Origin of the sequence: Sphingomonas sp. DG1-23 (assembly GCF_030730875.1) — a bacterium.
Taxonomy (GTDB): Bacteria; Pseudomonadota; Alphaproteobacteria; order Sphingomonadales; family Sphingomonadaceae; genus Sphingomonas.
In genome coordinates this window covers 287,115-299,267 of record NZ_JAVAMA010000004.1, presented here as the reverse complement: position 1 = coordinate 299,267, position 12,153 = coordinate 287,115, and the positions used below count along the sequence as shown (strand labels likewise).

Annotated in this window: 11 protein-coding genes; 10 read left to right on the top strand and 1 reads right to left on the bottom strand. The window is 67.9% G+C overall.

Going from position 1 to position 12,153, the window contains the following annotated elements:
- Positions 1-28 precede the first annotated feature (28 nt).
- The 9 genes from Q9Q95_RS08910 (at position 29) to Q9Q95_RS08870 (ending at position 8,118) form a co-directional block, all read left to right on the top strand.
- Complete coding sequence (locus tag Q9Q95_RS08910; RefSeq protein WP_306096098.1) at positions 29-538, top strand: hypothetical protein; 510 nt, start codon at positions 29-31, stop codon at positions 536-538.
- Positions 535-1,470 (top strand): polysaccharide deacetylase family protein, encoded by a 936-nt coding sequence (locus tag Q9Q95_RS08905; RefSeq protein WP_306096096.1) that lies wholly within the window; start codon positions 535-537, stop codon positions 1,468-1,470. Before Q9Q95_RS08910 ends, Q9Q95_RS08905 begins: the two co-directional genes overlap by 4 nt.
- Positions 1,467-1,967, top strand: a complete 501-nt coding sequence (locus Q9Q95_RS08900; protein WP_306096093.1) for a hypothetical protein — start codon at positions 1,467-1,469, stop codon at positions 1,965-1,967. The genes Q9Q95_RS08905 and Q9Q95_RS08900 overlap by 4 nt, the downstream gene beginning before the upstream one ends.
- Positions 1,964-3,109, top strand: a complete 1,146-nt coding sequence (locus Q9Q95_RS08895; RefSeq protein WP_306096092.1) for an acyl-CoA dehydrogenase family protein — start codon at positions 1,964-1,966, stop codon at positions 3,107-3,109. The genes Q9Q95_RS08900 and Q9Q95_RS08895 overlap by 4 nt, the downstream gene beginning before the upstream one ends.
- Before the next feature lie 238 nt (positions 3,110-3,347).
- On the top strand, positions 3,348-4,388 hold the full coding sequence (locus tag Q9Q95_RS08890; RefSeq protein WP_306096091.1) for an enoyl-CoA hydratase/isomerase family protein: 1,041 nt from the start codon (positions 3,348-3,350) through the stop codon (positions 4,386-4,388).
- 117 nt (positions 4,389-4,505) lie between these two features.
- Positions 4,506-5,282 carry an enoyl-CoA hydratase gene (locus Q9Q95_RS08885; protein WP_306096089.1) on the top strand — a complete coding sequence of 259 codons (777 nt, stop codon included), beginning with the start codon at positions 4,506-4,508 and terminating at the stop codon, positions 5,280-5,282.
- 137 nt (positions 5,283-5,419) lie between these two features.
- On the top strand, positions 5,420-6,298 hold the full coding sequence (gene mmsB, locus Q9Q95_RS08880; RefSeq protein ID WP_306096361.1) for a 3-hydroxyisobutyrate dehydrogenase: 879 nt from the start codon (positions 5,420-5,422) through the stop codon (positions 6,296-6,298).
- A gap of 144 nt (positions 6,299-6,442) precedes the next feature.
- Complete coding sequence (locus Q9Q95_RS08875) at positions 6,443-7,033, top strand: outer membrane protein (RefSeq protein WP_306096088.1); 591 nt, start codon at positions 6,443-6,445, stop codon at positions 7,031-7,033.
- 161 nt (positions 7,034-7,194) lie between these two features.
- Positions 7,195-8,118: a right-handed parallel beta-helix repeat-containing protein gene (locus Q9Q95_RS08870; protein WP_306096086.1), complete on the top strand. Its 924-nt coding sequence runs from the start codon at positions 7,195-7,197 to the stop codon at positions 8,116-8,118.
- Positions 8,119-8,411: 293 nt separating this feature from the next.
- Here the strand turns inward: Q9Q95_RS08870 and Q9Q95_RS08865 are convergent, their stop codons facing one another.
- Entirely contained in the window at positions 8,412-10,037 is a 1,626-nt protein-coding gene (locus Q9Q95_RS08865) for an alkaline phosphatase family protein (RefSeq protein ID WP_306096084.1), read from the bottom strand.
- A 72-nt stretch (positions 10,038-10,109) separates the two neighbouring features.
- Between Q9Q95_RS08865 and Q9Q95_RS08860 the strand changes: the two genes are divergently transcribed.
- A complete protein-coding gene (locus Q9Q95_RS08860; RefSeq protein WP_306096082.1) occupies positions 10,110-12,143 on the top strand; it encodes a protein-disulfide reductase DsbD in 2,034 nt (677 codons plus the stop codon).
- Positions 12,144-12,153: the final 10 nt, after the last annotated feature.

Below are 12,153 nucleotides of genomic sequence, written 5' to 3'. Positions count from 1 at the left end.
GCGACCGAAACGATCGAAGGGACCGACCATGCGCAATTTCGTGACGCTCGCTGCCTTGCTGTCGCTCGCCGCCTGCGGTGACGGTGGCAGACAGCCGCCGGCCAACGACACGATCGCGGTGCCCGACAATGCCGCCGTGACTCTGCCCGCCCCGCCCGAAACGCCGGAACCCGCCCCGTCGCCGTCGCCGTCGCCGTCGCCCTCGGCCGCGCCCGACAGCGGCAGCGGAATTCCCGTTGCGCTGCATGGTCGCTGGGGCCTCGTCCCCGCCGACTGCACCTCGACCCGCGGCGACAATAAGGGTCTGCTGACGATCGACGGCACCACGCTGCGCTTCTACGAATCGGTCGGCACGCTGGGCAAGGTGGCCGAGCGCGACGCCAACCGGATCGTCGCCGATTTCGCGATGACCGGCGAGGGGCGGGAATGGACGCGCCGGATGACGCTGGACGCCGCGGACGGCGGCAAGACGCTCGTCCGCCGCGAACAGGGTGCCGATGCAATGCCCGATCCGCTACGCTATCAGAAATGCGCGTGACCCGAAGCCTCGCCACCGCGCTCGCCGCTTGCGTGCTGCTCGTGCTCGCTCCCGCGGCGGCGGCGCAGAAGCGGATCGCGCTGACCTTCGACGATGCGCCGCGCAATGTCGGCGCCTTCTTCACCAAGGCCGAGCGGACGAAGCGGCTGATCGCGGCGCTGAAGAAAGCGCGGGTCTCGCAAGCCGCATTCTTCGTCAATCCGGGCCAGGTGCGCGACGCATCGGACGCGGCCCTGATCGATTCCTATGTCCGCGCCGGCCATGTCATCGCCAATCACAGCTTCAGCCATCCGCATCTCAATAGACTCGCGGCGGCCGACTATCTCGCCGATCTGGACAAGGCCGAAGCGTGGCTCAAGCCGCGCCGCGGCTATCGTCCGTGGTTCCGCTATCCGTTCCTCGACGAGGGCGGCAAGGACAAGGCGAAGCGCGACGCGGTCCGCGCCGGGCTCGCCGCGCGCGGGCTGACCAACGGCTATGTCACGGCCGAGGGTTCGGACTGGAATATCGAGACGCTGACGATCGCCGCGAAAAAAGCGGGCAAGACCATCGACAGGGCGGGCCTGCGCGATCTCTATGTCGAGACCCATGTCCAGGCCGCCGATTTCGCCGACGCGCTGATGGTCCGGACGATCGGCCGCTCGCCGCCGCATGTGATGCTGCTCCACGAGACCGATATTGCCGCGCTCTACATCGCCGATCTGGTCAAGGCCTTGCGCGCCGACGGTTGGGAGATCGTCACGGCGGATGCGGCCTATGCCGATCCGCTCAAGTCCGCCGCGCCCGACGTGCCGAGCGCCAACGGCACGCTCACCGAATTGCTCGCCTGGGAAAAGGGCCTCCCCGCCCCGCGCTGGTACGAACGCAACGACCTCGCCATCGCCAACCCGCTCTTCGCCGAGCGCGTGTTACACGAGAAGCCCGCGCCGTGATCGCCCTGCTGGCATATTTGCTGATGCTGCCTGCACAGCAAGGCGCGCCTGTCGTCGGGCCGGGCCAATTGTGCCTGAAGTATAGCAGCTTCGCGCTCGCTCCCGGCGAGCGCGTTGTAAAGAGAGCGCTCGACATCGAGAACATGCAGCTCCAGATCGACGGCCCACACGGCCAATATATTATCGTGGAAAGCGAGCTGATGGGTGGGCCGGAGAGCCGACACCAGCTCTTGCAGACGCGGCGGGATGCGCGGATCTATTCGCTCGGCCACGGCGTCTATGCCTTCCGAGGCAAGCTGCCTTTCACGCTGAACGGCGAGGCACTGGCCGAACCGGAGGACAAGTTCTTCGTTTCGATCCGCGGAGACGCGCTGAATCGCGAACGGAGCGCGCGCCGCATCCTTTCCCGCCTCAAGCTCGGCATCCCGGCGGCCGAACCTTGCATCATGCGATATCGATATGGCTGGGAATATTTCCTGCCACCGGAGACAGAATGACCACGCAGTTCGACCTTACCGACGAGCAGCTCCAGATCCAGGAGATGGCGCGGGCCTTCACCGCCGATCGCATCACCCCGCACGCCGCGGAGTGGGACGAGAAGCACCTCTTCCCGCGCGACACGATCCGCGCCGCGGCCGAGCTCGGCTTCGCCTCGATCTACGTCTCCGAGGAATCGGGCGGGATCGGCCTCGGCAGGCTCGAGGCGGCGCTGATCATGGAGGCGATGGCCTATGGCTGCCCGTCGACCAGCGCGTTCATCTCGATCCACAACATGGCGAGCTGGATGATCGACACGTTCGGCAGCCAGGCAGTGAAGGACAAATATCTCCCCTCGCTGATCACGATGGAGCGGATCGCGAGCTATTGCCTGACCGAACCCTCCTCGGGCTCCGACGCCGCGGCGCTCAAGACCCGGGCGGTGCTCGACGGCGATCATTATGTCGTCAACGGATCGAAGCAGTTCATCTCGGGCGCGGGCGAGAACGAGATCTACGTCACGATGGTCCGCACCGGCGCGGACGGGCCCAAGGGCATTTCGTGCCTCGTCATCGAGAAGGACATGGCGGGCGTCAGCTTCGGTGCCAACGAACGCAAGCTCGGCTGGCATTCGCAGCCGACCCGGCAAGTGACCTTCGAGGACGTCCGCGTGCCGGTCGAGAACCGCGTCGGCGGCGAGGGCGAAGGCTTCCGCTTCGCGATGATGGGCCTCGACGGCGGCCGGCTCAACATCGGCGCCTGCTCGCTCGGCGGGGCGCAGCGCTGCCTCGACGAAGCGATCCGCTATACCGGGGACCGTCAGCAATTCGGCAAGCCGATCGCCGACTTCCAGAACACCCAGTTCACTCTCGCCGACATGGCGACCGAGCTCGAGGCCGCGCGCGCCTTGCTCTATCTCGCCGCCGCCAAGGTCACCGCCGGCGCGCCCGACAAGACCAAATTCGCCGCGATGGCCAAGCGGTTGGCGACGGACACCGGTTCGTCGGTGGTCGACCGCGCGCTGCAGCTGCATGGCGGCTATGGCTATCTGCAGGACTATCCGATCGAACGCTTCTGGCGCGACCTGCGCGTCCATTCGATCCTCGAAGGCACCAATCAGGTGATGCGCATGATCATCGGCCGCGAGCTGACCCGGCAGTGAGTCTGATGTTCACGCAACGACGCGACGACGCGACGCCTTTAGTGCGCGCAGAGGCGCAGAGAACGCAGAGGGTTTCGCATTCGGGCTCCGCGCAGCGGCGCGCAACCGGGTTCCGGCGCGCTTCAGCGCTCGAGTGGCGCGAGACGATGCCGCGGGCTATATCTCTGCGTCCTCTGCGCCTCTGCGCGAACTCCGCTTTCTTCCCTCGCGCCTTCGCGGCTTCGCGTGAGAATTTTCAATGAGCGACGTCCTCACCCTCACCGAAGGCCGCACCGGACGCATCCGGCTCAACCGGCCCAGAGCGCTCCACGCGCTCAACACCGATATGTGCGCGGCGATGCTCGACGCGCTGACCGCGTGGCGCACCGATGCCGCGGTCGAGGCCGTATTGATCGATCATGCGGAAGGTCGCGGCTTCTGCGCCGGCGGCGATATCCGCATGATCGCGGCCAGCGGTGCGGGCGACGGCGCCGAAGCGCGTGCTTTCTTCCGGGTCGAGTATCAGCTCGACCACGCGCTGTTCACCTATGCCAAGCCGGTGGTCGCGTTCATGGACGGAATCACGATGGGCGGCGGAGTCGGCATTGCGATGCCGGCGAAGTTCCGCGTCGCCACCGAAAATACCAAATTCGCGATGCCCGAGACCGGGATCGGGCTGTTCCCCGACGTCGGCGGCGGCTGGTATCTTTCGCGCCTGCCCGGCCATCTCGGCGAATATATCGCGCTGACCGGCGCCCGGCTCGACGGCGCCGATTGCCTCGCGCTCGGCCTCGCCACCCATTACCTCCCGGCCGAAAAGCTCGACCGGGCAAAGGCCGAGATCGCCGCCGATCCGCAGGCGATCGCCGCCACGCTCGACGCATTGTCCGAGTCCCCGGGCGCGGCCGGCATCCTCGAACATCGCGCCGATATCGACCGCCTGTTCGCCGGCGACACGCTCGAGGAGATCCTCGCCGCGCTCGCCGCCGATCCGGGGCTCTGGGCGCAGGAACAGCTCGCCATCCTCGCGACCAAATCGCCGCAGGCGTGCAAGGTCTCGCTTTATCTCGTTCGCCAGGGCCGCCACATGCCGAGCTTCGAGGACGAGATGCGGCAGGAATTCGCCGTCGCCAGCCGCGTCGTCCAGCGCCCCGATTTCGCCGAGGGCGTCCGCGCCGTGATCGTCGACAAGGACAATGCGCCGCGCTGGCAGCCCGCCACCCCCGAAGGCGTCACCGATCACGTCATCGACCAGATTTTCGCGCCGCTGCCGGCGGAGGATGAATGGGCGCCCGCATAACCCACTCTGTCACGCCGGACTTGTTCCGGCATCCACGGTCCGGCAGGGGCCGCACGTCTGTTGCCGGGCGGCGCGGTGGACTCCGGAACAGGTCCGGGGTGACGTTGGAGAAATATCATGGCTGACTACGAAACCATCCTCGTCGAGCAGCGCGGCGCCGTCACCCTCGTCACGCTCAACCGCCCGCAGGCGCTCAACGCGCTCAACGGCCAGGTGCTGTCCGAATTGCTCGACGCAATGGCCGCGTTCGACAAGGATCCGTCGCAGGGCTGCGCGGTGATCACCGGCAGCGAAAAGGCCTTCGCCGCCGGCGCCGACATCAAGGAGATGCAGGCGCAGGGTTTCGCCGACATGTACGGCCATGATTTCTTCGCCGGCTGGGACGCCTTTACCCGCACCCGCAAGCCGATCATCGCAGCAGTCGCCGGCTATGCCTTGGGTGGCGGCTGCGAGCTGGCGATGATGTGCGACTTCATTCTCGCCGCCGACAACGCCAAATTCGGCCAGCCCGAGATCAAACTCGCGGTCTCGCCCGGCATGGGCGGCTCGCAGCGCCTCACCCGCGCGGTCGGCAAGGCCAAGGCGATGGAGATGTGCCTCACCGGCCGGATGATCGACGCCGCCGAAGCCGAGCGGGCGGGCCTCGTCGCCCGCATCGTCCCCGCCGCCGATCTGGTCGAGGACGCGGTCAAGACCGCCGCGACGATCGCCGGCATGGCGCCGCTTGCGGTGCTGGCCAACAAGGAGATGGTCAACGCGGCGTACGAGACCAATCTGGCGCAGGGCGTGGCGTTCGAGCGCCGGCTGTTCCATGCCCTGTTCGGCACCGCCGACCAGAAGGAAGGCATGACCGCCTTCGTCGAAAAGCGCCCGGGCAACTGGGCGGGGAAATAGGCAGCCGCTCGCGCCTCCTGCGCTCCCCTCCCGCTTGCGGGAGGGGTCGGGGGAGGGGCTGAGACAAGAAGGGGAGTTCCATCCCCTCCCCTAGCCCCTCCCGCAAGCGGGAGGGGAACATGAGAGGACCGGACAACATGGCACGCATCGCATTTATCGGGCTGGGCAATATGGGCGGCGGCATGGCCGCCAACCTCGCCAGAGCGGGCCACGACGTCCGCGCCTTCGATCTCTCCGCCGAAGCGCTCGACCGAGCGAAAAAGGCCGGCTGCCTCCCCGCCGAGGACGCCAATGCCGCGATCCTCGGCGCCGAGGCGGTGATCACCATGCTCCCCGCCGGCCGCCATGTCGAAGCGGTCTATACCGACAGCATCCTGCCCCATGCCGATGCCGGGACGATCCTGATCGATTGCTCGACGATCGACGTCGCCACCGCGCGCCGCGTCGCCGAAGCCGCCGCCGCGCACGGCCTCGCCGCGGTCGATGCCCCGGTCTCGGGCGGGATCGCCGCCGCCAATGCCGGCGCCCTGACCTTCATGGTCGGCGGCAGCGAGGCCGCGTTCAGCCGCGCCGAGCCTTTCCTGTCGGACATGGGCAAGGCGGTGATCCATGCCGGCAGCAGCGGCGCGGGCCAGGGCGCCAAGATCTGCAACAACATGATGCTCGGCGCGACGATGATCGCCACCTGCGAGAGCTTCGCGCTCGCCGAGAAGCTCGGACTCGACTTGCAGAAGCTCTACGACATCGCCTCGGTCAGCTCGGGCCAGAGCTGGTCGGTCACCAGCTATTGCCCGGTCCCCGGGATCGGCCCCGAAACCCCCGCCGATCGCGACTATCAGGGCGGGTTCGCTGCAGCCTTGATGCTCAAGGATCTCAAGCTCGCGCTCGAAGCGGCGGCCAGCGTCGATGCCGAGACCCCGATGGCCGCGCGGGCGGGGGAGCTCTACGAGCAATTCGCCAACGGCGAAGGCGCAACGCTCGATTTCTCGGGCATCATCAAGATGCTGCGCGGCTAGTTGCAACTCCCCCCTGCTTGCAGGGGGGAGCAGAATGCCCCCGTCACAAACTCGCGAACCTTCGCAACGAAGCGAAATCCCGCCGAGACTCCCGCTCCGCATCTGGCTCCAGCGCCCCTAGGGCGCGCCAGTACAGGAGTATCCATGACCCGCTTCCACCTCATCCTCCTCACCGCGGCGATGTTCGCGGGAGCCCCCGCGCTCGCGCAGGACGCCACCGACTTCACCGGTCCGCGCGCCGAGGCCAGCATCGGGCTCGACCAATTGCGCTTCGATCTCGCCACGCTCGGCGGCGACGGCAAGGCGAAACAGAGCGATCTCGGCTATGGCATCGCGATCGGCTATGACGCGGCGATCGCTCCGAAGCTGATCGCCGGCATCGAGGGCGGCGTGAACCTGTCCGACGTCCGTTTCGCCAGCGGCGACGCGGCCGACGGCAGCGAGCTTCGGAAACGCCGCGAACTCACTCTCGCCGGCCGGATCGGCACTTCGATCACCCCCAATGCCCTGCTCTACGGCAAGCTCGGCTACGCCAATCTCCAGCTCCGCGAGGACCAGACCGTCGCCGGGGTCACCACCAGCGTGAAGGACGATCTCGACGGCGTGCTGGTCGGCGCCGGGGTCGAAGTGAAGCTCACCCCCAGCGCCTATTGGAAGAGCGAATATCGCTACACCGATTATGCGCAGGGCATGACCTCGAACAAGGTCACCACCGGCCTCGGCATCCGCTTCTAGCGCCGTATCACCAGCCCGTTTCCCCCTCCCTGCAAGCAGGGAGGGGAGCCAATATGCTCAAATCCCGATCCGCCAATGGGCGGAGGAGGAGCCGGTGGCCCGCCGGCTCCTCCGAACCCGGATTAACCCGAACTTTCCACCTGCAGGCGCATGACCGCAGCATGCGCGCTTCCATCCTGCTCCTCGCCCTCGCCGCTCCTGTCGCCGCGCAGGAACGCACCGCTCCCTTCGTCGTCGCCGAGACCGGCCAAGGCTATGCCTCGATCGACGAAGCGGTCACTGCGATCCGCGACGACGATGCGACGATCCTGATCGCGCCCGGCACCTATCGCCAGTGCACCGTCCAGACCGGCGGCAAGATCCTCTTCAAGGCGCGCCAGCCCGGCACCGTGATCTTCGAGAAGACCGTATGCGAGGAGAAAGCCGGCTTCGTGCTGCGCGGCCGCGGCTCGACGATCGATGGCATCGTCTTTCGCGGCTATGCGGTCTCCGACGGCAACGGCGCCGGCATCCGCCACGAAATGGGCGATCTGACGATCACCAATTCGATGTTCCTCGACAGCCAGGAAGGCATATTGGGCGGGGGGCACGAGACCGTCCGCCGGGTCAGCATCGATCGCACCACCTTTGCCGGGCTCGGCCAGTGCGAGACCGAGAATTGCAGCCACGCGATCTATCTCGCGGTCGACGGCGAAGTCTCGGTAACCCGCTCGCGCTTCGAGCGCGGCACCGGCGGGCATTACGTCAAGCTGCGCGCGCGCCGGGTCAACATCACCGATTCGAGCTTCGACGACAGCGCCGGCAAGAAGACCAATTACATGATCGACCTGTCCGAAGGCGGCGCCGGGCTGATCGCGCGCAACACCTTCGTCCAGGGCAAGAGCAAGGACAATCATTCGGGGCTGATCGTCGTCGCGGCGGAAGGACGGACCTATCCGTCCTCCGGGCTGCGCATCGAGGACAATGTCGCAAGCATGGCCCCCGGCGCGCCGCCCAACCCCGCCTTCGTCGCGGACCTCAGCGGATCGACGATCGAGCTTTCGAACAACCGGCTGAGCGGCATGCGCGCCTTCGAGCGGCGTTAAAAAATCCCTCTCCCATCGGGAGAGGGAGGGAGCGCCGGAGGCGCGGAAGGGTGAGGGTGAGTGGGGCGACCTATCTTCACCCTCACCCTTCCCACCGCTTCGCGGCGGGCCCCTTCCCTCTCCCGATGGGAGAGGGAAACCCTCTCGCAATGTAGGATTTCATATGCGATGCTCCGCACGTCGCTCTTTGAATCCGTCAACAACCCTACGGCACTCAGCGGAACATTATTACACTCCCGCGCAACAACATTGCCGATTCACCGAGCAAACCGTGAAACTTGATCCCGCAAATCCTATTTGCAGGTCGTCCCCGTCCCCGCATCCAGATCGAGGCAGCGTCCGTCGATCACCACCGGCACCTTCACGCCGATCAGCGCCGCCAAGGTCGGCGCGATGTCGACCGTCTCGACCGACAGCGGCTGTTCGAACCCGGTCATGCCGTTGCGCCAGAACAGGATCGGCACCCGCCGGTCATAGTCCCAGAAGCTGCCATGCGTCGCGACATAGCCGGGCCCCGGGGCGGCGATCGGCGTCACCCGCGGCTTGAGCGCGACGACGAGATCGCCCGACCGCGAAGGCTCGTACGACTGCCGGGCGCGCTCGAGCAAGCTCCATGTCTCGGGAGGCCCCTTGGGCGCCGGCGTCGCGGCAATCTGGCTGCGCGTAAACACTGCCTGAACCTGCGGGTGCGCCGCGTAACGGCGTATCGCCTCGGCCTGCACTGCGATGCGCTGCTTTCTGGTCAGCTTCGGATCGAAATAAACGTCGCCCGCCGCGCCGCCGACGAGAGTCGGTCCGGCGATCTTCAACTGCGTCGCGATCTCGGTGCCGATCGCCTTGGCCGTCAGCGCCGGATCGACTCGTGCCGCCATCGGCGCGGCATGCTCGCGATTGCGCTCGGGAAGGTCGTGCCCGCCATGATCGGCGGTCAGCGCCACGGCATAATCGACGCCGGTCTTGTCGAGCACCGCGAACAATTTGCCGAGCGCCTGGTCGAGCGCCTGCATCTGGAGGCACATCTCGCTGCCTTCGGTGCCGAGGCCGTGACCGACATAGTCGGTCGCCGAGGCGCCGACGATCAACAGATCGGTGTGTGGCCCCTGCCCGAGCTTCATGTCGGTGGCGAGACCCGCGCCCAATGCGAGGATCGCCTCGTCGAACTCGGGCGATGCACGGAAGCTGCGGACGTCGCCGGCGGCACGCGCGAACCGCCCGTCGCCGACCGAGAGCGTCGCGGTCACCGGGATCGCGCGGCTGCGGGCCCGGCAGAACGGCGTCAGTTCCATCGGCTCCTGCGCCTCGCCGATCCGCTCGGCGACGCTGGCATTGACCCGCGTCACCATCGCCGGCTCGGCGCGGCCGGCATAGGAGACGAAGCCCTTGCCACCCCACCACCACAATTCGTCGACCTTGTGGCCGCCCATCATCACCGCGGCGCGATCCTTGCCGGCGACCGAGACGACCCGGCTGGCGGGATCGGCGAGCTTCATCCATTCGCCGAGGGTCGGCACCTTCAGATGCTTGTCCGAGACGGTATAGTCTTTCGAATTGCTGCCGGGCACGCTCTCGTCCTCGGCGCAATAGACCGTCTTGTCCTCGCGTGGCGCGCTGAAGTCGGTCCAGTCATTGGCGACGATCCCCGTCCGCGCAGGCCGCGCGCCGGTGAGGATCGTCGAATGGCCGGGGCAGGTCTCGGTCGCGGCGTGGCTCTGATAGCCCGAGGGGAATACCGCGCCCGACAGCAGGCGCGCGAAGCCCTCGCGGAACTGGCTGCGATATTCGGCGAACAGATCGGCGGAGAATTGGTCGACCGAGATCACCACGAGCAGCTTTGGCGGGGTCTGCGGCGCCGGCGCCTGCTGGGCGGCGGCGGGCGCGGCGGCGAGCAGCGCGAGCGCTGCGATGGGCACGAACTTCATTGCGGAGCCGACTCCAGTCGAGGATTATGCGCCCTGCTATTGTCGATCGGTCGATCCTGGGCAAGGACGGGCATGATGTGGATTCGTTTCGTCCTGATGTCGCTGGCGCTGTGGCTCGCAGCGAGCCCGGCAGGGGCGCAGAACAAGAGTCCGCACGTCCGCATCGAACTGATCGCCGAGACCGATCGGCCGGCGCCGGGGAGCGAAGTCGCGCTTGCCTTGGCCTCGACGCCCGAGCCCGGCTGGCACGCATATTGGGAAAATCCCGGCGATGCGGGGCTCCCCGCCCGCGCGGCGTGGACCTTGCCGCCCGGTGCCGCCGCGGGCCCGCTCCGCTATCCGGTGCCGCAGCGACTGCTGATCGCCGGGCTGATGAACTATGTCTACGAGGGGCCGTTCGCGCCCCTGGCGACGCTGCGGGTCCCCGCCGATGCCAATGCGGGCCAGCAGCTGCCGGTCCGGGTCAAGCTCGACTATCTGGTCTGCACCAACGAGATCTGCGTCCCCGAAAAGGCCGAGCTGGCGACCCTGCTGACGATCGGCGACGGCGCGGTTCCGGCGGATCGCCGCGCGCGTTTCGACGGCTGGCGCAGCGCGCTGCCCCGCCTGCTCGGCACGCAGGCGACGTATCAGGTCGACGGCAAGGTCTTCCGGCTGGGCGTGCCCTTCCCCGCCGCGGCCGCCCTGTCGGGCGAAGGCTATTTCTTCCCGCGCACCGATGGTGCGATCGACTATGCTGCCCCCCAACGCGTCGTGCGCGACGGCGACCGCATCGTGGTCGAGGCGCCGTCGAAGCGGGCATTGCCCAAGGTCGAAGGCCTGCTCGCGTTCGGCAGCCAGGGCTTCACCCTGTCAGCGGTGCCGGGCAAGGTCGCGCCGGCCTCCGCGTCCGCCGGCGCCGCGAACGGCTGGATCGCCACTGCGTTGCTCGCCTTTCTCGGCGCGGTGGCCGGCGGCGTGATCCTCAACATCATGCCCTGCGTCTTCCCGATCCTCAGCCTCAAGGCGCTGAGCCTCGTCAAGGCGGGCGACGATGCCGGCAATCCGCGCGGCGAGGCGCTGGCATATACCGCCGGCGTGGTGCTGACCTGCCTCGCGCTCGGCGGCGCCTTGCTCGGCCTGCGCGCCGGCGGCGCGGCGGTGGGCTGGGCGTTCCAGCTGCAGGATCCGCGGGTGATCCTGTTCCTGCTGCTGCTGGTCACTGGCATCGCGCTCAATCTCGCCGGGCTGTTCGAGCTCTCGGCACCGGGCTTCGTCAACCGCGTCGCGGCGCGCGGCACCGGCGGCGCCTTCCTCACCGGCGCGCTCGCCGCCTTTGTCGCGACGCCGTGCGCGGGACCGTTCATGGCGACCGCGCTCGGCGCCGCGCTGATCCTGCCCTGGCCCGCCGCGCTCGCGGTGTTCGGCGGCCTCGGGCTCGGCATCGCCTTGCCGTTCCTGCTGCTCGGTTTCGTCCCCGCGCTGCGACGGCGCCTGCCCAGACCGGGCGCGTGGATGGCGACGCTCCGGCACATCCTCTCGATCCCGATGTTCCTCACCGCGCTCGCGCTCGCCTGGGTGCTCGGCAAGCAGTCCGGCGTCAACGGGATGACGATCGGGCTCGGCGCGGCGCTGCTCGCGGCGTTCGGTCTGTGGTGGACCGGCCGCCGTCAGGCCCGCGGACTGTCCCGCGCCTGGCTCCCGGCGCTGCCGCTCTTCCTGCTCGCGCTCGCCGCGGCCGCATGGGTCCGCCCCGCCCCCGCCGGGCCCGAAAGCCCCGCGGTCGCCGGCGCCGAGCCGTTCAGCGAGGCGCGGCTGGCGCAGCTGCGCGCCGAGGGCCGCCCGGTCTTCGCCTATTTCACTGCCGACTGGTGCCTGATCTGCAAGGTCAACGAGAAGACCGTGATCGAGACCGCAGCCGTCGCCGATGCCTTCGGCAAGAACAAGGTCGCGATACTGGTCGGCGACTGGACCAATGGCGATCCCGCGCTCGGCCGCTTCATCGAGCGGCACAATCGTGCGGGCGTTCCGCTCTATCTGTGGTACAAGCCGAACAGCGCAGCGCCCGAGGTCCTGCCGCAAGTGCTGACCAAGGCGATGCTGCGAGACTTGTCGAGCGGGGGCTGACGAGGAGACG

Coding starts and splice junctions, on each gene's coding strand:
- Q9Q95_RS08910 (WP_306096098.1), top strand. CDS start 29: ATGCGCAATTTCGTGACGCTCGCTGCCTTGCTGTCGCTCGCCGCCTGC.
- Q9Q95_RS08895 (WP_306096092.1), top strand. CDS start 1,964: ATGACCACGCAGTTCGACCTTACCGACGAGCAGCTCCAGATCCAGGAG.
- Q9Q95_RS08890 (WP_306096091.1), top strand. CDS start 3,348: ATGAGCGACGTCCTCACCCTCACCGAAGGCCGCACCGGACGCATCCGG.
- Q9Q95_RS08885 (WP_306096089.1), top strand. CDS start 4,506: ATGGCTGACTACGAAACCATCCTCGTCGAGCAGCGCGGCGCCGTCACC.
- mmsB (WP_306096361.1), top strand. CDS start 5,420: ATGGCACGCATCGCATTTATCGGGCTGGGCAATATGGGCGGCGGCATG.
- Q9Q95_RS08875 (WP_306096088.1), top strand. CDS start 6,443: ATGACCCGCTTCCACCTCATCCTCCTCACCGCGGCGATGTTCGCGGGA.
- Q9Q95_RS08870 (WP_306096086.1), top strand. CDS start 7,195: ATGCGCGCTTCCATCCTGCTCCTCGCCCTCGCCGCTCCTGTCGCCGCG.
- Q9Q95_RS08865 (WP_306096084.1), bottom strand. CDS start 10,037: ATGAAGTTCGTGCCCATCGCAGCGCTCGCGCTGCTCGCCGCCGCGCCC.
- Q9Q95_RS08860 (WP_306096082.1), top strand. CDS start 10,110: ATGATGTGGATTCGTTTCGTCCTGATGTCGCTGGCGCTGTGGCTCGCA.